A 21061-nucleotide genomic window follows, 5' to 3' on the forward strand; every position below is an offset into this window, starting at 1 on the left:
CCCTGGGACCAACCCTTCGCGGGAACCACGTAGCGTGACGGAAACATCCACACCGCGCATAAAGCTGACCGCAATCTCGAAGGCGTTCGCCGGGGTTCGCGCGCTGGATAACGTCGACTTCGCGCTCTACCCGGGCGAGGTCCACGCACTGCTCGGCGAGAACGGCGCCGGGAAATCGACGCTCATCAAGATCATGACCGGCGCGGTGATGGCCGACCTCGGCGACATCGTTCTCGACGGCAAGACCGTCACAGTCGGCAGCCCGGGCGCTGCGCGCGCGCTGGGCATCTCGACGGTCTATCAGGAAGTGAATCTCGTGCCGACCATGTCCGTGACCAAGAACGTGACGCTCGGGCGTGAACCGCGCCGGCTCGGGCTCATCTCATGGCGCGCCGCGAAGGCGCGCACACGCCAGCGCCTGGCGCGGCTAACCCTCGACATCAACGTCGACAAGCCGCTTGGCTCGTACTCCGTCGCCATTCAGCAGCTCATCGCCATCGCCCGCGCGCTGGAAGATGACACGCGCGTGCTCGTGCTCGACGAGCCGACCGCCAGCCTCGATGCGCACGAGACCAAGATGCTGTTCGCGATCATCCGCGACCTCAAGGCGCAGGGCATCGCCATCGTCTTCATCAGCCACTTCATCGACCAGGTCTATGAGATCGCCGATCGCATCTCCGTGCTGCGTAACGGCCGTCTGGTCGGTACGGCGCCGACGGCCGAGATGCCGCGTCTGAAGCTGATCTCGCTCATGCTCGGCCGCGAACTGGAACGCATCGAGCAGCGCCGCGCGAGCGGCAAGGTCGCCCCCGGCGGCGCGCCCGTCCTCGCCGCCGCCGGCCTGGGCCGCCGGCGCTCCATCGAGCCTTTCGACCTGACGCTCCATGCCGGCGAAGTCGTCGGCCTGGCGGGCCTGCTTGGCTCCGGCCGCACCGAGACGGCGAAGCTCATATTCGGCGTGACCCGACCGGACGCCGGTCGCCTCGAGGTGGAAGGCGTGACGGTCACCTTCCACTCGCCGCGTCAGTCGATCCGCCGCGGCATCGCGTTTTGCCCGGAAGACCGCAAGGCCGAGGGCCTGTTCCTCGAATTGAGCGTGCGCGAGAACATCATGCTGGCGCTGCAGACCAAGCGCGGCTGGCTGCGTCAGTTGTCCCGCGACGAGCAGGAACGTCTGGCGCAGGAGATGATCAAGGCGTTGGCGATCGCGACGCCTGACGCCGAGAAGCCCGTCGGCCAGCTCTCGGGCGGCAATCAACAGAAGGTGGTGCTCGCCCGCGCGCTGGTATCGCGTCCGCGCATTCTTGTGCTCGACGAGCCGACGCGCGGCATCGACGTCGGCGCTCACGCAGACGTCGTCACGCTGATCCGCAAGCTGTGTGCCGAGGGGCTGGCGCTGCTCGTCGCGTCGTCCGAGCTCGACGAGATCGTCGCGGTAAGCGACCGCATAGCCGTCTTGCGCGACCGCAAGAAGGTTGGCGAGATCGTCGGCGACGACATCACGCGCGAGAACGTCATCGAGATGATCGCCGGCGCATGAGCACGCAACCGACATCGACCGCGATCGTCCAGCCGCGCTCGTTGGTGACGCGGCTGCGCTGGCTCGCCGGCCAGCGCGCGCTGTGGCCGGTCCTCGCGCTGCTCCTCATCCTCGCCGTCAACGGCATCGTCTCGCCCGGCTTCTTCAACGTGCGCATCGTCGAGGGCCGCCTGTTCGGCAATGTCATCGATATCCTCTACCGCGCGACGCCGACGGCGCTGGTGGCGCTCGGCATGGCGATCGTCATCGGCACCAAGGGTATCGACCTGTCGGTCGGCGCCATCATCGCCATCTGCGGCGCCATGATGGCCTGGCGCATCCAGGCCGGCGATCCGCACGTCGTCGTGTTGCTCATCGCCCTTGCGACCGGCCTGCTTTGCGGGCTGTGGAACGGCTTCCTAGTCGCGATCCTCAACATCCAGCCGATCATCGCGACGCTGATCCTGATGACATCGGGCCGCGGCATCGGCCTCATGATCAACCTGCTCTACGGCGGCACTAATCCGAGCTTCGAAAGCCCGTTCCTGCAGGGGCTGTCCGTCGGCCGCATCGGCCTGGTGCCGACGCGGCTCGTCGTCTTTGCGGTCGTATTCACCGCACTATGGCTGCTGATCCGCAAGACGGCGCTCGGCCTGTTTGTCGAATCAGTCGGCGGCAATTCCGCTGCCGCCGATCTCGCCGGCATCAGCTCTCGCCTCGTGAAATACGCGGCCTACCTGCTATCCGGCCTGCTCGCCGCCGCCGCGGGCGTCATCATCGTGGCCGACACGCACACCTCCGATCCGGTCAGCCAGGGCCTGTTTGTCGAGCTCGACGCCATCCTCGCCGTCGTCATCGGCGGCGGCTCGCTTGCCGGCGGGCGCATCTATCTCGGCCTGACTGTAATCGGCGCGCTGGTGATCCAGGCGCTAACCACGACGATCCTCACCAGTGGTCTGCCGCCCGAATATAACCTCGTCGTCAAGGCCGTCGTCGTGCTGGCCGTGCTGCTGCTCCAGTCCGACAACGCTCGGCATGCCGTCACGGACATCTTCCGGAGGCGGAAATGACGCGCGAGCGCTACCTGCCGCTATTGGCGACCATTGTCGTCTTCGCTGCCCTCTTCATCACCGGCGGCCTGCTCTACAAGCACTTCTTCTCGACGTTGGTCATCGGCCATATCCTCGCCGATAACGCCTTCATCATCATCGCCGCTATCGGCACGACTTTCGTCATCCTCTCCGGCGGCATCGACCTGTCGATCGGTTCGATGATCGGCTTCGTTGGCGTGTGCATGGCAAACCTCGACGCCGTCGGCTGGCATCCGCTCGCCTCGGCTGCGCTGATGCTCGCCTTCGGCGCCTTGTTCGGCGCGGCGCAAGGCTTCACCATCGATTTCTGCAAGGCCCAGCCGTTCATCATCACGCTCGCCGGCCTGTTTCTGTTGCGCGGTGCCTGCTTCATGGTCAACCTCGACTCGGTGCCCATTCGCCATCCGTTCGTCATGGCTTTCGCGGGCGCCAACATCCCTTTCCCGACCGGCGGCTTCCTGGCCAGTTCGGCGATAGTCATGCTGGTCGTTCTGGCGGCGGGCATCGTGATCGCCCACTTCACCCGCTTCGGAACCTACGTCTACGCGCTCGGCGGCGACTCCGCTTCCGCGTTGTTGATGGGCGTGCCGGTGCGCAAGACGATCGTGTCAGTCTACGCCCTCGGCGGCTTCTACAGCGCGCTGGCAGGCGTCATCTATGCGCTCTACACCTCGTCCGGCTATCCGCTGGCCGGGCAGGGCAATGAACTGAGCGCTATTGCGGCGGTCGTGCTCGGCGGCACTTTGCTGACGGGCGGCGTCGGCCTCGTCGCCGGCACCCTCTTCGGCGGCATGATTCTTGGATTGATCTCGACGCTTATCAATTTCAACGGCTCGCTCAACAGTGCGTGGATCATGATCAGCGGGGGTGTCCTGCTCTTCCTTTTTATCGTCATGCAGAAATCTCTGGTCAGTTCCTTCGGCTTTCGGCGGGCGACCTAGATGGCGCGCCGTTCCGCGGCCGCCGCTCCGCAACGCCCTCGCAAGGCACCCGGCGGCGAGACGATTTCCTTCGTCCGCAACATGCATTCCCATGTCGCCAGCACGATCGGGCGCGAGATCGTCGGTGGCACGTATCTTCCCGGTGCGCTGCTGCCAAACGAGGCCGAACTCTCCGCGCGCTTCGCCGTCTCGCGTACGGTGCTGCGCGAGGCCTACAGCCTGCTCACAGCCAAGGCGCTGATCGTCGCTCGCCCCAGGGTCGGCACGCGGGTGCGGCCCAAGGCGGACTGGAACATGCTCGATCCGGAAGTGCTGGCCTGGCACGTCCAGACCGTGCCGACCGAGGACTTCATCGATGAACTCTACACGCTGCGCCGCATGGTCGAGCCCGCCGCCGCAGCGCTCGTCGCCGCGGCGCGTCCACGCGCGATCATCAACCGCATCGCTGCCGCATATGCCGATATGGAGCGTTTCAAGGATGGCGACGGCGATCTCGTCGCCGCCGACCTGCAGTTCCACTCGCTGATCCTCGATGCAACGGGGAATCGCTTCATCAGCGCTCTCGGCAGCCTCATCGACGCCGCCCTCGTCGGCACCTTCAAGCTCTCTTGGGAAGGCGCCGCGCGGATGCGGGACGACCGCCTGCAGCAGCACTGGGCGGTCTATGAAGCTATCCGCGACGGCAAGCCGGAAGCGGCGCAAAAGCGGATGAGCGAGCTGCTGCGAGATTCGATCGGCGACGTCCGCGAGTTCCTTCGCCACCGTGGCGCGAAAGATCGCAAAAAGGCTTCAACGCGCAGGCGCGGCGGGAATTGATCTGCTTCGGGCGGATGACGATTAACGATCGAGCGCGAGTCGCAAAGTGCGCCGGGCAATATGAGCGGACCCACGTTCGTGTTCGGCGGCGCCGATTGACGGACGTGAAGGCCGATTCGATCGGATGCTAAGTACCAACATCGCTGAATTTGGCTTTCGGAATCTCTGCTTCCTTTTTCGACATTCCCTGTTGCTGCTGTAGGGAATTCTGGCGCCCGACACACGTTAAGACCGCAGAGATGGGTTCGCGGCTGACTGCTCCCTCCGCCGGAACCGGATCTCAGAGTTGCCAGACCCTAAAGTCCCGGCCCACGGCTCCGCCAACCATGGCGTGAACGACGGCGCGGACAGCCCCCGCCGCTTGGCATGGCACGTGCTAACCTGTGGGAGGCCGCGCGAGCGGCCAATAGCCGTGACACGGGCTCGGTAGCCTTTGCGTCGGCCAGCCACAGGACGAAGACAACTGCCCAATGGCGATCCAAGCAGCGCTCTATCACCTGACGCACTACCGCTACGACCGGCCGGTAACCCTTGGGCCCCAGATCGTCCGCCTCAAGCCGGCGCCGAACGCGCGCAACAAAATCCTCAGCCATTCGCTGCGCGTCAGTCCCGCCGGGCATTTCGTCAACTATCAGCAGGACGCCTACGGCAACTATCTCGCGCGCTACGTTTTCCCCGAGCCGGTGCGCGAGCTGAAGATCGAGGTCGATCTCCATGTCGACATGACGGTCTTCAACCCGTTCGATTTCTTCGTCGAACCCTCGGCGGAGAAATGGCCGTTCGCCTATGACCAGGACATCCGCGACGATCTCTCCATCTACATGAAGGCCGAGCCGGTCGGCGAGCGGCTGGCAGCATTCATGGCAAGCATTCCGCGCGGCGGGATCAATACCGTCGACCTGCTCGTCGCGCTGAACGCTCGCCTGCAGCACGACGTCGGCTACCTCATCCGGCACGAGCCCGGCGTGCAGACGCCGGACGAAACGCTGGCCTTCGCCACCGGCTCCTGCCGCGACACGAGCTGGCTTCTGGTGCAGGTGCTGCGCAATCTGGGTTTCGCGGCCCGGTTCGTTTCCGGTTACCTGATCCAGTTGAAGCCGGACCTCGTCGCGCTGGACGGGCCGCGCGGCACCGACAAGGACTTCACCGACCTCCACGCCTGGTGCGAGGTCTTCATCCCGGGTGCGGGCTGGATCGGTCTCGATCCGACCTCGGGGCTGCTGACCGGCGAAAGCCACATCCCGCTTGCGGCCACGCCGCATTATCGCAACGCCGCCCCGATCTCCGGCGTGGCGAGCTTCGCCAACGTCGACTTTGGCTTCGACATGCGCGTCACGCGCGTTGCCGAGCATGCTCGCATTTCCAAGCCGTTTTCCGATGAGTCGTGGGCGGCGCTCGATGCCCTCGGCAACAAGATCGACGAGGCGCTCAACGCCGAGGACGTCCGCCTCACCATGGGCGGCGAGCCGACGTTCGTCTCCATCGACGACTACGAAGCGCCCGAGTGGAACACATCGGCCGTCGGGCCGACCAAGCGCGAGAGGGCGGATACCCTGATCCGGCGCCTGCGCGAACGCTTCGCGCCGAACGGGATGATCCACTACGGCCAGGGCAAGTGGTATCCCGGCGAGACCCTGCCGCGGTGGACGTTCTCGCTCTACTGGCGCCGTGACGGCAAGCCGCTGTGGCCGGACGCAAACCTGATCGCGCCCGAAAAGGGCCGCGGCAGTGCCGGAGCGGCCGAGGCGGAGACGCTGCTGAAGGCGGTGTCGGACGAGCTTGGCGTATCGAGCGAGGCGGTGGCGCCGGCCTATGAAGACCCGGGCGAATGGATACTGAAGGAAGGAAAGCTTCCCGATAACGTCGATCCTTCCAACTCGAAACTGGAAGATCCCGAAGAGAGGACGCGCATCGCCCGCGTCTTCGAACGCGGCCTGACCGAACCGACCGGCTTTGTGCTGCCGGTTCAGCGCTGGCAGGCGCGCGCCAGCGACGGCCGCTGGCGGACGGAGAAATGGAAGACGCGGCGCGGCCGGCTGTTTCTGGTGCCGGGCGACTCGCCCGTCGGCTACCGCCTGCCGCTAGGCTCACTGCCCTACGTGCCGCCGGCCGCCTATCCCTACATCATGCCACGCGACCCCGCCGCGCCGCGCGGCCAACTGCCGGACCCGAGCCAGCCGTCGTTCCGCGCTGCGCCCGCGGAACAGATCGTGGCCCCGGCCGACAGCCGCGAGCAGCCCGTAGTCACGGTCGGCGCCGACGGCGCGCGCCAGGATCGCGTCGAGCAGGAGCTCGACATGAGCACCAGCGCGGTGAGGACGGCAATCGCCGTCGAGGTGCGCGGCGGCAAGCTCTGCGTGTTTATGCCGCCGGTGGAGACCATCGAGGACTACCTCGATCTGATCAACGCGGTGGCGGCGGCGGCGGAGCGGACCGGCCTGCCGGTCCAGATCGAAGGCTACGCCCCGCCGCCGGATCCCCGCATCAACGTCATCCGCGTTGCGCCCGACCCCGGCGTCATCGAGGTGAACATCCATCCGGCGAGTTCGTGGCGCGAGGCCGTCGACATCACCTCCGCCGTCTACGAGGAGGCGCGCCAATCGCGGCTCGGCGCCGACAAATTCATGATCGACGGCCGCCACGCCGGCACCGGCGGCGGCAACCATGTGGTCGTCGGCGGCGCGACGCCACAGGACAGTCCGTTCCTGCGGCGGCCCGATCTTCTCAAGAGCCTGATCCTCTACTGGCAGCGCCACCCGGCGCTTTCCTACCTGTTCTCCGGCCTCTTCATCGGGCCGACCAGCCAGGCGCCGCGCATCGACGAAGCGCGGCACGATTCGCTTTACGAGCTGGAGATCGCGCTGGCGCAGGTGCCGATGCCGGGGCAGGGGACCGCGCCCCTGCCGTGGCTGGTCGATCGCCTTTTCCGCGATCTGCTGACCGACGTCACCGGCAATACGCACCGCTCCGAGATCTGCATCGACAAGCTGTTCTCGCCGGACCTTGCTTCCGGCCGCCTCGGCCTTGTCGAGTTCCGCGGCTTCGAGATGCCGCCTGACCCGCGCATGAGCCTGGCGCAGCAGTTGCTGATCCGCGCCATCATCGCGCGGCTGTGGAAGGCGCCGCTCGACGGACGCCTCGTCCGCTGGGGCACGGCGCTGCACGACCGCTTCATGCTGCCGTGGTACGTCTGGCAGGATTTTCTCGACGTGCTCGCCGATCTCAAGCAGTCGGGCTTTCCGGTCCGGCCGGAATGGTTCGAGGCGCAGAAGGAATTCCGCTTCCCGTTCTGCGGCGAGGTCGAGTACGAGGGCGTCAAGCTGGAGCTGCGCCAGGCGCTCGAACCCTGGCACGTGCTGGGCGAGCAGGGGGCGATCGGCGGCACGGTGCGCTACGTCGACTCTTCCGTGGAGCGCCTGCAGATCAAGACCGAGGGACTGCAGCCGGAACGCCACCGCATCGTGTGCAACGGGCGCACCGTGCCGATGACCCGCACGGGAGAAAGCGGAACCGCCGTCGCCGGCGTCCGCTACAAGGCCTGGCAGCCACGCTCGGGCCTGCACCCGATGCTGCCGGTCGACGCGCCGCTCGTCTTCGATCTCTACGACACCTGGACCGGCCGGGCGCTGGGCGGCTGCCGATACCATGTCGCCCATCCGGGTGGACGCAACTACGAGACGTTTCCGGTCAACGCCAACGAAGCCGAAGCACGCCGGCTCGCGCGCTTCGAGCCGGGCGGCCATACTGCCGGCGAATATCCTGCGGCTGCGCCGGAGCGCACCGGAGAATTTCCGCTCACCCTCGACCTCAGGCGTCCGGCCGGAATCTAGCTTCATGAAACCCGCTGCGACCGTACCCAAACCCGAGGCGATCTCCAGCCGCCTGACGGAAGGCTATCGCCCGCTGGCCGGCACGAGCGACGAGATGATAGGCGCCGACGGGCTCATCCGCCCCGCCTGGCGCCCCCTGATGGATCAGCTCGACAGGCTGCCGGCCGCCGAGATCGATGCGCGCTTCGCGCGGGCGGATCGTCATCTGCGCGACGCCGGCGTTTATTACCGCGCCTACGGCGACAGCGGATCGGACACGCGCGAGTGGCCGCTCGCCCATGTGCCGCTCGTCATCGCCGAGGCCGAATGGAACACGATCGCGGCAGGGCTCGCCCAGCGCGCCGACCTGCTCGAGGAGGTCATCGCCGACATCTACGGAAAAAACACGCTGGTCAGCGAAGGGCTGCTGCCGCCGCAACTCGTCGCCGCCAGCCCGGAATATCTGCGCCCGATGGTCGGCTACCCGCCGCACGATCACTACCTGCATTTTCTCGCCTTCGATCTCGGCCGCGGGCCCGACGATCGCTGGTGGGTGCTGGGCGACCGCACGCAGGCGCCGTCCGGCGCCGGCTTTGCGCTGGAGAATCGCGTCGCCACCGGCCGCGCCTTGCCGGACCTGCCCGTGACGATGAACGTGCACCGGCTGGCCGGCTTCTTCCGCGACCTGCGCAACGCCCTTTTCGAACTGGCCGACCGGGCCAACGGCGGCGGCGTCGCGCTGCTCACGCCCGGGCAGCGCAACGAAACCTATTTCGAGCACGCCTACATCGCCCGCTACCTCGGCCTGACGCTGCTCGAGGGCGCCGACCTCACCATCGTCGATGGCCGCGTCATGGTTCGCACCGTCGGCGGGCCGCGTCCCATCAGCGTGCTGTGGCGGCGCCTCGACGCGGCTTTTCTCGACCCGCTGGAGCTCAATCCGGAATCGCGGATCGGCACGCCGGGGCTCGCCGACGCGGTGCGCCGCAACGCGGCCGCCATCGTCAACGCCATCGGCTCCGGCATTCTGGAAACGCGGGCGCTGCTCGCCTTCCTGCCGGGCATCTGCGCCCGCCTGACGGGCGCGCCGCTGGCGTTGCCCCATACCGCGACGTGGTGGTGCGGGCAGGAGGCGGCGCGCGATTTTGTCGTGAAGCGGCTGGACCGGATGATCCTCGGCCCGGCGTACGCGACCGCGCCGCCGTTCGACGACAACCGGACCTCGGTGCTGCCGGCCGAGCTCGATGCGGCGGGCAGGGAGCGCCTGCTGGCGCAGCTCAGCGCCGTGGGCGGGCAATACGCCGCCCAGGAATCGGTCACGCTTTCCACGATGCCGTTCTACGTCGACGGTCGTCTGGAGCCGCGGCCGGTGACCTTGCGCGCCTTTGCGATGCGCACGGGCTCCGGCTGGAAAATCATGCCGGGCGGCTTTGCCCGCGTCGGCGCCACGTCCGACACCTCGGCCATAGGGATGCAGGCCGGCGGCCGCGCCGCCGACGTCTGGATCGTGGGCGACGGCGTGCCGGTCGAGCAGGTGACGCTGCTGCCGGCCGACGACGACGTGCGCGATGCCAAGCTGGTGACGGCGCTGCCGAGCCGGGCCGCCGACAACCTCTTCTGGATCGGACGCTACATCGAGCGGGCCGAGGGCATTACGCGCATCCTGCGCGCCTATCACGGGCGTCTGGCGGAAAACCCGGCAAATCCGGTGCTGCCCGACATCGGCGTCGCGCTGCACGAGGTCGGCGTCGATGAGAGCCAGCCGATACCGGCCGCCCTGCTGTGGAGCATCGATGCCGCCTTCAACAGCGCCGGTCGTATCCGCGATCGTTTCTCCGTCGACGGCTGGCTGGCGCTGGCCGACCTTTCCAAGACGGCGCATCGCTTTGCCGGGCAGGTAAGCGCCGGCGACGACGCGGCGGCGGCGATGACGGTGCTGCTGCGCAAGGTTGCCGGCTTTGCCGGGCTGGCGCACGAAAACATGTATCAGGCCGCCGGCTGGCGCTTTCTGGAAATCGGGCGCCACCTGGAGCGATCGCTGGAGATGTGCCGGCTGACGGCATCGTTCGCCGCGCCCGACGCGAGCGCCGAGATGCTCGACCTGCTGGTCGAGGTCGGCGACAGCGTGATGACCCGGCGCAGCCGCTACAAGGTGAACTCGGGACGGCTGGCGACGATCGAGCTCCTCGCGCTCGACGAGGCCAACCCGCGCTCGATCCTGTTCCAGTTGGCCGAATTGAAGACGCAGGTCGCCCTCATCCCCGGCCGCGACGCACGCGGCACGTCGAACCCGGCGGCGCGCGAGACGCTGCGCCTCTATACCCAGCTCGCGATCGCGGAACCGAAGGACGTCCTGCCGGATTTCCTGTCGGGCATGGTCGAGGCCATCGCCGGGCTCTCCGACCTTATCGACGCCACGTATTTCCGCTAGGCCGCCGCCATGAAATACGACGTCCACCTCGAACTGGAATACGAGTACGCCCCGCCGGTCGCGACCGGGCATCATCTGGTGCGCGTGATGCCGATGGCCGTTGCCGGGGTGCAGCGTGTCGTGGTCTCCTCGACGATCTTCGAGCCGGCGCCGACGGAACGCTCGGATCGCTTCGACTTTTTTGGCAACGCCGTGGCGTCCGTGGTCTACCGCGCGCCGCACGACGCGCTCAAGGTCGGCATGACCGCGCGCGTGCTGGTCGAAGCGGCGGGGCCGATGCTCGACGTGTCGCCGGACCTGCCGACGCTGCGCCGCGAGCTGAACGGCGTGCTGTCGCTGGCGCCGCAGTCTCCGCATCATTTCACGACGACGAGCCCGCGTGTCGGGCTCGATGAGGAAATCACCGCGTACGCCCGCGAAAGTTTCGCCGGCGCGGCAACGGCGCGCGACATCGTCCGCCGTTTCGGCGAACGCATTCACCGCGAATTCGACTACGACAGCGAATCGACCGAGGTCGAGACGACGCCGCAGGAGGCGTTCGCGCTCCGCGGCGGCGTCTGCCAGGACTTCACCCACGTCATGATCGCCGGCCTGCGCGGCGTCGGCGTTCCGGCGGGCTACGTCAGCGGATTTCTGCGCACCACGCCGCCGCCCGGCAAGGAGCGGCTCGCCGGCGCCGACGCCATGCATGCCTGGGTCCGCGCCTGGTGCGGCAAGGACACCGGCTGGATCGGCTACGACCCGACCAACGGCGTCTTCTCCAGCGAAGACCATATCGCCGTCGCCATCGGTCGCGACTACCAGGACGTCGCGCCGATTGCCGGCGTCCTGCGAACGTCCGGCCGGCAACGCACCAGCCAGTCGGTCGACGTCGTTCCGGTATGAAGGTGCGCTGACTTCGCGCCCGCGCGCTAGCGCAGCACCACGACGGGCGTGCCGATGTTGACGCGGGCGTAGAGGTCGGTGATGTCGGCGTTGAACATGCGGATGCAGCCGTAGGAGACGAAGCCGCCGATCGAGTTCGGGCTGTTGGTGCCGTGGATGGCGTATTCGCCGCCCGACAGGGTCATCGCCGCGGCGCCCATCGGGTTGCCGGGCGCGCCGCTTGGGATCATGGCGGGGAGTTCGGGCTGGGCGTCGCGGACAGCGTCGGGCGGGGCCCAGTTGGGGCGGAGATATTTTCCGTCGATGGTCGAATTGCCCTGCCACTGGCGGCCGGCGCGGCCGACGCCGACGACGTAGCGCAGCGCCCGTCCGTCACCCAGCACGAGATAGAGGCGGCGCTCGGTGGTCATGATCACGATCGTGCCGGAGGTGGCCTCGCCGCCGAAGGCGACGTTGGTGCCGGCCGCCGCCGCAGGGTGGAGCGCGGCGAGAAGGATCGTGCCGGTGAGGGCGAGCGCGGAAATTTTCATGCGCCAGTTTACGCACCGCGAATGTCGGATCTGGCCGAAAGTTGCCTAAGATTGTCCGGACCGGCGAGGCGCCTTACCAGCGGTAGCTGATGCGCCCTTTGCCGGTCCAGTTTTGCGAGTTCTCCGCGAACGCGCTGTCGAAGGTGCCGCCGACGGCGAAGCCGTTGCGGAAGCCGACCTCGGCGCCGGCCGACAGCAGCAGCCAGTCGCGCGCCGGCTGGGCGCCGTTCACGTCGAAGGTCGCGTCCGGGATCTCCTGGAAGCCGGTCGAGACGGCGGAGTTGGCGATGTAGTCGTGCGCCCACGCGGCGCGCGCGTTGAGGGTGAACGACGTGGCGCGGTCGCGGAGCAGGAAGGTGCGTGCGATGCGCGCACCGAGTTCGCTGCGCACCGACATCGCGGTGCGGGCCGCGTAGGCGAGACCGAAGGCGCCGACGCCGCTCTCCGCGTAGGCCGGCGTGAAGAATGCGCCGACGCGCACGGCGGCGTACGGCGTGACCATGCCGACGTGGTAGCCGGCCTCGATCTGGGCGGCGACATCATGGGCGGCATAGGACGCGGTGTAGGTGTCGTTGGCGGGCACCGGCGCGCCGAGGATGACGTGCCGCGAGGTGGCGACGGAGTGATAGGCGTAGGCGAGCGCGGTCGCGACGTAGGCCGCGCCGACGTCGGTGCGCCCATACATGGCGGCCTGGGCGAAGCTGCTGCTGCCGCCGCCGAAGCCGTCGGCGAGACCGAAGCGCGTGCTGCCGCCGCCGAAGGCGAAGCCGACCTTGCTCCTTGCCGAAACATCGCGGCCGAAGCCGGCGGCAAAGCCGTAGTTGTCGGTGGTGAGGCCGTGCGTTCCGGCTGTCGCGTCGCTGTTGGTGTTGCTGTGGCCGCCGTAAGCCGAAGCCCACACGCCCCAGCCCGCCGGCTGGCGCACCGGCGCATAGGGCGCGAGCGCCGCGGCGGGGCCGGTGGCGACCTGGTCCTCGGAGACGTAGCCCAGCGCCTTCACGGTGGCGGGGCTGGGCCCGGTGTTGCCGGGTCCAGCGCTTCCGGGTCCGCCGCTGTCGTCCGCGAAAGTCGAATCGAAAAGATTGGAGAGGAACGAGTCCATCGACTGGCTGCCGGCCGCGGCAGCGCCGGTGCCCGCCTGGCCGGCGAGCTGCTCCAGCGCGGCGGCGAGCTGTTCCGGCGTCAGGTTGTCGATGAGATCCTGGAACGCCGGCGGCAGCGGGGCGCCCGTGCCGTCCAGCGCGCCGGCGACTTCGCCGGCGGCGGGGGGCGCGTCGTCGTCGATGCTGTCGCCCGCGGCGGCGGTGACGATACCGCACGTCGCGTTGTCGTCGTCGGTGTAGTCGACGGCGGTGATGGTGGCCGCGCCGGCGAGGCTGACCTGGCCGGTCCGTGCCCACGCCGCGCCGCACTCGATTGTCGCCGTAGTGCCGATCGTGATCGACGCATACGCGATGAGCTTGCCGTTAAAGACCGAGCTTGAGCCCAGCGTCGCCGAGCTGCCGACGAGGAAATACACGTTGTCGCCGTTGGCACCGTTTGCCAGAACGACCTGCGAGGAGGTCGCGGTGGTCAGACTGCTGCCGATCTTGAAGATGAACAGCGAATTGGGATCGTTGCCGCCGTCGAGGGTGAGAATGCCGGTGATGGAGGCCGAAGAAGTGAGGTTGTAGACGCCGCTGACCAGCGTCGTGCCGCCGAGCTCGGCGTCGAGGGTCCGGTCCGCCGGGCGGATGTTGAGAGAAGTGTATTGGGTAAGCAGATCCGCTTGCGCCTGCTGGCCCTGCGCCGTGTCGCCGAGATACGTGACCCCGTGCACGGTGGCTGACTCGTAGCCGGTGGTGGCGAGGCCGGGAGCAACCGCGATGTTGCCGTTGATGGTGCTGGCGCCGACGTTCGTCGTCGTGCTCGCCGCGATGATGGCGTAGGTGTTGAGATCGACCGCGCCGGCGCTGGTCATGGCGGCGATGATGATGACGGGAACCGCTGCTGCCGCGGCGAAAGCTGCGCGAAGACGCCTCATGGTCGTACCCCCGCTCCGGCGATGCGACCGGAACCTCAAGCCAACGCAGTTGAACGCAGCGTTATGTGATGACCGCATCTGGTCGGAGCGTTGGGGCAACTAGCCGCCCGCGCGACTCCGAATCACCGTGCAAGCTTGGCGACGGGGAGGGATTGCATCTGTGCAATACTGCACAACGGCGGGCGCGATCGGGCTTCGTGGTAATCAAATCGTTCGTGAATTCGGACTTTTGTCCCGAACCCCGACACCTTGTCTTGGCCGCCTGATGGAAAGTGTTCTGTGGGGCAAGGCCAATACGTGCAATACTGAACAGAACCCGGCCATCTTTCCGGATAGTGAATAAGCTTGCGAGTTTCGCCTGCGGCGAAACCCGATGCTGCGCGCTGCGCGATGGTTCGATGTTTGCGCCTTTGCTCCGAACCAGGGCCTTTCGGCAACCCGAGACATTTCAGGAGAATGAAAGACAAGAAACGTCCGAACGCGACAAAACCGTCCGGCAAGCGCCCGAAAGCCAAGGCAAAGCTGCCGGCAGTTCTGGATCCGCAGGCGGTGCTCGCGGCCACCGAGGGCGTGCGCTCTGACCTGAAGTCCAAGAAGGGCGACGTCATCTTTCGCCAGGGCGACACCGCCGACGCCGTCTTCTACGTGCGCTCCGGCCGAATTCAGCTCACCGTTGTTTCCGATCAGGGCAAGGAAGGCGTCATCGCGCTTTTTGCTCCCGGCGATTTTTTCGGCGAAGGCTGCCTCGCCGGCCAGCCGATGCGCATGGCGACGGCGTTGGCAACCACGGCCGCCAGCATCGCGCGCATCGAGAAGGCGACGATGGTGCGCCTGTTGCACGACACGCCGGAATTCGCCCAGAGCTTCATGGCCTTCCTGGTGTCGCGCAACATCCAGGTCGAGGCCGACCTCGTCGACCAGCTATTCAACTCGAGCGAAAAGCGGCTGGCGCGTTTGCTGCTGCTGCTCGCCAATTTCAACAACGACGGCGAGCTGAAGCTGATCGTGCCGAAGATCAGCCAGGAGATGCTGGCGGCGCGCGTCGGCACGACGCGCTCGCGCATCAATTATTTCATGAACAAGTTCCGCCGGCTGGGACTGATCGAATACAACGGCGAAGTGAAGGTGCACACCTCGCTGCTCAACGTCATCGTCCACGAATAAGCGCTGCCGTTGGCCGCTTTGTGACGTTTACCGCGGCTTCACCACGTCCGCCGCTTGCACGCCTAGAGTGTTCAATATTGGTCAGACGCGAATCGGCTGGCCGTCTACCTCGGGCGTATGCCGGGCGCCCTCTGCCCCTCCCTTGGTGCCCGGCGAAGACCCCGGCCGGTTCGCCGGCCGGGGCATCGCGCGCGCGGCCCATTCCTTGAGAGGCAAGGCAACGCGGACGACCGAGGAGCCGCGGTGCCATGACTTTGGTTGGGTCTCATTCCGCGCGCACCCAGCCTGTGCCTGACGCCGCCGAGCGGCATCTGGCACAGATGGAAGGCCGCTATCGCGGGCTGCTCGAAGCGGCGCCCGACGCCATGGTCGTGGTCAGCCACGACGGAGAGATCGTGCTGCTCAACCTGCAGGCCGAGAAGCAGTTCGGCTACCGGCGTGACGAGCTGCTCGGGCAGAAGGTCACCGCCATCATCCCCATGGGTTTTGCCGAGCGGCTGCTGGCCGACGGCCTGCGCTCGGCCGAGGACGCGCTGGCGCAGCAGATCGGCCCCGGCATCGAACTGATCGCGCGGCGCAAGGACGGCAGCGAATTCCCGATCGAGCTCATGCTCAGTCCGCTGGACAGCGCCGAAGGCGTGCTGATCACCTCGGCGATCCGCGACATCAGCGTGCGCAAGGCGGCCGAGAAGCATCTGGCGCAGATGGAAAGCCGCTATCGCGGCCTGCTCGAGGCGGCGCCGGACGCCATGGTGGTGGTCAACCAGGGCGGCGAGATCGTGCTGCTCAATCTGCAGGCCGAGAAGCGGTTCGGCTACCGCCGCGACGAACTGCTCGGGCAGCAAGTCACCAACCTCATCCCCGCCGGCTTTGCCGAGCGGCTGGTCGCCGACGGCCTGCGCTCGGCCGAGGAGGCGCTGGCGCAGCAGATCGGCACCGGCATCGAGCTCACGGCGCGGCGCAAGGACGGCAGCGAATTTCCGATCGAGCTGATGCTAAGCCCGCTGGAAAGCAGCGAGGGCATCCTGGTGACGGCCGCGATCCGCGACATCAGCGTGCGCAAGGCGGCGGAGTTGCAGCTCCTGCGCAAGGTCGAGGAACTCAACCGCTCGAATGAGGAACTCGGTCAGTTCGCGTACATCGCCTCCCACGATTTGCAGGAGCCGCTGCGCATGGTGGCGAGCTACACGGCGCTGCTCAGCAAGAAGTACAAGGGCAAGCTCGACGCCAGCGCCGACGAGTACATCGCCTTCGCGGTCGACGGCGCCGACCGCATGCAGCGGCTGATCCGCGACCTGCTCACCTATTCGCGCGTCGGCACGCGCGGCAACGAGCTGATCGACACGCCCAGCGCCTACGCGCTCGACCAGGCGCTGCTCAATCTGCGCGGCGTCATCGCCGAAAGCCACGCGCTGGTCACCAACGGCCCCCTGCCGCTGGTCAGCGCCGACGAGCGCCAGTTGATCCAGCTTTTCCAGAATCTCGTCGGCAACGCGATCAAGTATCAGCGGCCGGGCAGCGTCGCGCGCGTGCAGATATCGGCGCAGCGCAACACCGAGGGCCGCTGGGTGTTCTCGGTGCGCGACAACGGCATCGGCATCGATCCGCGCTACTTCGACCGGATCTTCGGCATGTTCCAGCGCCTGCACCGGCGCAACGAATTCGCCGGCACCGGCATCGGGCTCGCCATCTGCAAGAAGATCGTCGAGCGACACGGCGGCACGATCTCGGTCGAGTCGCGTGACGGTGACGGCGCGACGTTCCGCTTCACACTCGACGGCGCAAGGGGGAAACGTTGAGGGACATCGCAGAAGCAGCCGGCCGCAAGACGGTGCTGCTGGTCGAGGACAGCCCGGGCGACGTCCGCCTGACGTGCGAGGTCTTCGCCGAGGCCAATCCTCTGGTCGACATCGTGGTCGCCGGCGACGGGGTCGAGGCGATGGCCTATCTCCGGCACGAGGGCGCCAACGCGCATGCCCCGCGGCCGGACCTGATCCTGCTCGACCTGAACCTGCCGCGCATGGACGGCAGCGAGCTGCTGGCGCAGATCAAGAGCGACGACGGCCTGAAGCTGATCCCGACCGTCATTCTCACCACGTCCGACGCGGAGGCCGATATCGCCCGGAGCTACCAGTTGCAGGCGAACTCCTACCTGGCGAAGCCGGTCCAGCTCGACGCCTTCGAGAAGCTGGTGCAGGGCATCAACGACTTCTGGCTCAACGTCGCCAAGCTGCCGCCGCAGCCGAAGATAAATCAATGAGCGACACATCCCTCAAGGTCGTCCTGCTGGTCGAGGACAATCCCGGCGACGCCATGCTGATGCGCGAAATGTTCGCCGAGCACGGATCGCATGCCACCGAGATGACGCACGTCGAGACGATGGGCGACCTCGAAACGCACCTCCACGGAAACGCGGTCGACATCATCCTGCTCGACCTCGGGCTGCCCGACGCGCAGGGGCTGGACGCCGTCAAGCGCGCGCACGCTGCTGCGCCGCATGTTGCGCTGGTGGTGCTCACCGGCATGGACGACGAGACGCTGGCGCTGCAGGCGCTGCAGCAGGGGGCGCAGGACTATCTGGTCAAGGGCCAGATCGACGCCCGCGGTCTGCTGCGCGCGCTGCGCTACGCCATCGAGCGCAAGATCATGGAAGACGCGCTGTTCGAGGAGAAGGAGCGGGCGCAGGTCACCCTCAACAGCATCGGCGATGGCGTCATCTGCACCGACATCGCCGGCAACATCACGTTTCTCAACATCGTCGCCGAGCGCATCACCGGCTGGGCGTGGCAGGACGCCAACGGGCGGCCGATGCGCGACGTGGTCGTCATCCTCGACGCCGCGACGCACGAGCCGATCGGCAACCCGATGGCGCGGGCGGTGCGCAAGGACGAGGTCGTCCACCTGCCCGAGAACAGCATTCTAGTCCGCCGCAACGGGTCGGAGTTGCCGATCGAGGATTCGGTGGCCCCCATCCACGACCGCGCCGGCCGGGCAACCGGCGCCGTCATCGTCTTCCGCGACGTCAGCGCGGCGCGCGCCATGGCCCAGCAGATGGCGCATTCGGCGCAGCACGATTTCCTTACCGGGCTGCCCAACCGGATGCTGCTCAACGACCGCGTCGGGCAGTCGATCGCCTTCGCCGCGCGCCACCGCAACAAGGTGGCGGTGCTGTTTCTCGACCTCGACGGCTTCAAGCACATCAACGATTCGCTCGGCCACCCGATCGGCGACAAGCTGCTGCAGTCGGTCGCCAAGCGGCTGGTCGAGTGCGTGCGCGGCTCCGATACCGTGAGCCGCCAGGGCGGCGACGAGTTCGTCGTGCTGCTTTCCGAGGTGCAGCAACTGGAAGACGCGGCGATCACCGCGCGCCGCATGCTGGCGGCGGTCGCCGAGGCGCACCGGATCGGCGTCCACGACCTGCACGTCACCGCCAGCGTCGGGGTCAGCGTCTACCCCGACGACGGGCACGACGCCGAGACGCTGATCAAGAACGCCGACACCGCGATGTACCAGGCCAAGGACAAGGGCAAGCAGGGCTACCAGTTCTTCAAGCCGGCGATGAACATCCGCGCCGTCGAGCGCCAGTCGATCGAGGAGGGGCTGCGGCGCGCGCTCGAGCGGCAGGAGTTCACGCTGCTCTACCAGCCGAAGATCGACCTCGCGACCGGCGCGGTCTCGGGCGGCGAGGCGCTGATCCGCTGGATCCACCCGACGCGCGGCACCATGCCGCCGGCGCAGTTCATCCCGATCGCCGAGGAATGCGGGCTGATCCTGCCGATCGGCGCGTGGGTCATGCGCGAGGCCTGCCGGCAGGCGCAGTCGTGGAATTCGGCAGGGCTGCCGCCGACCAAGGTGGCGGTCAACGTCTCGGCGATGGAATTCCGCGACGACGAGTTCCTGCGCAACCTGTTCACGATCCTCGACGAGACCGGCCTCGATCCGCATTGCCTCGAGCTGGAGCTGACGGAAAGCGTGCTGATGAAGCGGGCGGACTCGGCTGCGTCGATCCTGCGCCACGTCCGTGCTCGCGGCGTGCAGATCGCGCTCGACGATTTCGGCACGGGCTACTCCAGCCTCAGCTACCTGCGCAAATTCCCGGTCGATGCGCTGAAGATCGACCAGTCCTTCATCCGCCAGATCAGCACCGCCGGCGAGGACACCGCGATCGTGACGGCGGTGATCGCCATGGCGCAGAGCCTGAAGCTGCGCGTCATCGCGGAAGGCGTCGAGTCGCTGGAGGAACTGAACTTCCTGCGCGCGCACCACTGCAACGAGGCGCAGGGCTACTATTTCAGCCCACCGGTCACCGCGCACCAGTTCACGCGGCTGCTCAAGGCGGCCGTCGTGGCGCAGGGTGGGGCAAACCCGGCGATGCGGGCCGCATCCTGAGCCGGCAATTGCCGGCGGCCGGCACTGCGGCATTCCGCGCGCCGATTGCCGCTACCTGACGGCGCGCCTGCCCGCCGGCGGCAACGGCACCCCGCCGGGGCCGATTGATCCGGCCACTCAATATCGTCTGCCGCGCCGCGCGCAGCGGCAACCGATTTGCTCTATTTTCAATATCGGAAGAAAACGCTGCCTCGATCCGACGGTCAGCGCTCCTATGCTTCGCCCGTGTTCAAAAGCACCTTGAGCGTGATCGAACTTGGCCAGCGGACCGGCGACGACGGTGGCATGGCTATGTCTGCACGCAGCGAATCATCTCCTTCCTCCTCCCGGCCGAACGCGGTGGCGTTGCGCGGCATCACCAAGAGCTACGCCGGCCGCGTTGTCGTTTCGGATGTTTCGCTGGACGTCGCCGACGGCGAGTTCCTCGCGATCCTCGGGCCGAGCGGCAGCGGCAAGACGACCATCATGCGTCTCATCGGCGGCTTCGAGGCGCCGGACGCCGGCGCGATATCGATCGGCGGCGAGGATGTGACCTCGCTTCCGGCCGAGCGCCGCAACGTCAACACCGTCTTCCAGAGCTACGCGCTTTTCCCGCACCTGTCGGTGCTCGACAACGTCGCCTACGGGCCGCGCATGCACGGCGTGGCGCGGACGGAGCGTTATGCGCGCGCGCGCCAACTGCTCGATCTGGTGCGCCTGTCCGACGCGGCCGAGCGCAAGCCGAACGAACTATCCGGTGGCATGCAGCAGCGCGTCGCGCTGGCGCGGGCGCTCGCCAACAATCCGGCCGTGCTGCTGCTCGACGAGCCGCTCGGCGCGCTCGACCGCAAGCTGCGCGACGAACTGCAGCGCGAACTCCGCCGCATCCAGGCCGAGCTCCGCACGACGTTCATCTACGTGACGCACGACCAGGAGGAAGCGTTCGGCATGGCCGACCGGCTGGTCGTCATGCGCGCCGGCCGCTTCGAGCAGATCGGCACGCCGGCCGAAATCTACGATCGCCCTGCCAATGCATGGGTCGCGCTATTCGTCGGCAATGCGAACACCATCCGCGGCCGGCTGGAACGGGCGGCGACGCCGGCTGCCGTCGATAGCGACATTGGCCGCATCTCCGCCGGCCATGTCGCCGACGGCCTCGCCGCCGGCGACCGCGTCATCGTGGTCGTCAGGCCGGAGCGGACGGTATTCGAGCCGCGCCCGCTGTTCGCCGAGGCCGATGCCGCCAACCGCATCGCCGCCGAGCTTGTCGACAGCGTCGCGATCGGCCCGTCGCTGCGCCTGCGCGCCGTGACGCCCGGCGGCATCACCTTCGAATCCATCGCCCCTCGTGCATCCGAAATTTCCCCCTCCGCGACTCCCAAGCCCGGAGACCGGGTCTTCGTCACCTTCGACGCGGCTGCGGCGCGCGCCTATCGCGACGAGGACCTCGTCTGAACTTCCTCCCCCCGTGTAAGGACAACCAA

Annotated in this window: 14 protein-coding genes; 12 read left to right on the top strand and 2 right to left on the bottom strand. The window is 67.4% G+C overall.

Features of this window, described 5'->3' with window-relative positions:
- Positions 1-34 precede the first annotated feature (34 nt).
- The 7 genes from WDM94_03400 (at position 35) to WDM94_03430 (ending at position 11492) form a co-directional block, all read left to right on the top strand.
- Positions 35-1540 (top strand): sugar ABC transporter ATP-binding protein, encoded by a 1506-nt coding sequence (locus WDM94_03400; protein ID MEJ0011670.1) that lies wholly within the window; start codon positions 35-37, stop codon positions 1538-1540.
- A complete protein-coding gene (locus WDM94_03405; protein ID MEJ0011671.1) occupies positions 1537-2589 on the top strand; it encodes an ABC transporter permease in 1053 nt (350 codons plus the stop codon). The genes WDM94_03400 and WDM94_03405 overlap by 4 nt, the downstream gene beginning before the upstream one ends.
- Positions 2586-3551 (top strand): galactofuranose ABC transporter, permease protein YjfF, encoded by a 966-nt coding sequence (gene yjfF, locus WDM94_03410; protein ID MEJ0011672.1) that lies wholly within the window; start codon positions 2586-2588, stop codon positions 3549-3551. The genes WDM94_03405 and yjfF overlap by 4 nt, the downstream gene beginning before the upstream one ends.
- Positions 3552-4367 carry a FadR/GntR family transcriptional regulator gene (locus WDM94_03415; GenBank protein ID MEJ0011673.1) on the top strand — a complete coding sequence of 272 codons (816 nt, stop codon included), beginning with the start codon at positions 3552-3554 and terminating at the stop codon, positions 4365-4367.
- A 470-nt stretch (positions 4368-4837) separates the two neighbouring features.
- Positions 4838-8197, top strand: a complete 3360-nt coding sequence (locus WDM94_03420; GenBank protein MEJ0011674.1) for a transglutaminase family protein — start codon at positions 4838-4840, stop codon at positions 8195-8197.
- A gap of 4 nt (positions 8198-8201) precedes the next feature.
- Entirely contained in the window at positions 8202-10607 is a 2406-nt protein-coding gene (locus tag WDM94_03425) for a circularly permuted type 2 ATP-grasp protein (protein ID MEJ0011675.1), read from the top strand.
- A gap of 9 nt (positions 10608-10616) precedes the next feature.
- Positions 10617-11492: a transglutaminase family protein gene (locus tag WDM94_03430; GenBank protein ID MEJ0011676.1), complete on the top strand. Its 876-nt coding sequence runs from the start codon at positions 10617-10619 to the stop codon at positions 11490-11492.
- Positions 11493-11518: 26 nt separating this feature from the next.
- On the opposite strand, the gene WDM94_03435 is transcribed toward WDM94_03430, so the two are convergent.
- Both WDM94_03435 and WDM94_03440 read right to left on the bottom strand, forming a co-directional pair.
- Positions 11519-12022 carry a L,D-transpeptidase gene (locus tag WDM94_03435; protein ID MEJ0011677.1) on the bottom strand — a complete coding sequence of 168 codons (504 nt, stop codon included), beginning with the start codon at positions 12020-12022 and terminating at the stop codon, positions 11519-11521.
- 73 nt (positions 12023-12095) lie between these two features.
- Positions 12096-14045: an ice-binding family protein gene (locus tag WDM94_03440; GenBank protein ID MEJ0011678.1), complete on the bottom strand. Its 1950-nt coding sequence runs from the start codon at positions 14043-14045 to the stop codon at positions 12096-12098.
- 456 nt (positions 14046-14501) lie between these two features.
- On the opposite strand from WDM94_03440, the gene WDM94_03445 reads away from it, so the two are divergent.
- From WDM94_03445 to WDM94_03465, 5 genes are all read left to right on the top strand, one after another.
- Positions 14502-15209 carry a Crp/Fnr family transcriptional regulator gene (locus WDM94_03445; protein ID MEJ0011679.1) on the top strand — a complete coding sequence of 236 codons (708 nt, stop codon included), beginning with the start codon at positions 14502-14504 and terminating at the stop codon, positions 15207-15209.
- A 287-nt stretch (positions 15210-15496) separates the two neighbouring features.
- Positions 15497-17008: a PAS domain S-box protein gene (locus WDM94_03450; GenBank protein ID MEJ0011680.1), complete on the top strand. Its 1512-nt coding sequence runs from the start codon at positions 15497-15499 to the stop codon at positions 17006-17008.
- A complete protein-coding gene (locus tag WDM94_03455) occupies positions 17005-17469 on the top strand; it encodes a response regulator (protein ID MEJ0011681.1) in 465 nt (154 codons plus the stop codon). The genes WDM94_03450 and WDM94_03455 overlap by 4 nt, the downstream gene beginning before the upstream one ends.
- Positions 17466-19598: an EAL domain-containing protein gene (locus tag WDM94_03460; protein ID MEJ0011682.1), complete on the top strand. Its 2133-nt coding sequence runs from the start codon at positions 17466-17468 to the stop codon at positions 19596-19598. Before WDM94_03455 ends, WDM94_03460 begins: the two co-directional genes overlap by 4 nt.
- Before the next feature lie 285 nt (positions 19599-19883).
- Positions 19884-21032 carry an ABC transporter ATP-binding protein gene (locus tag WDM94_03465; protein MEJ0011683.1) on the top strand — a complete coding sequence of 383 codons (1149 nt, stop codon included), beginning with the start codon at positions 19884-19886 and terminating at the stop codon, positions 21030-21032.
- Positions 21033-21061 lie beyond the last annotated feature (29 nt).

The organism is Bauldia sp. (assembly GCA_037200845.1).
Lineage (GTDB): Bacteria > Pseudomonadota > Alphaproteobacteria > Rhizobiales > Kaistiaceae > DASZQY01.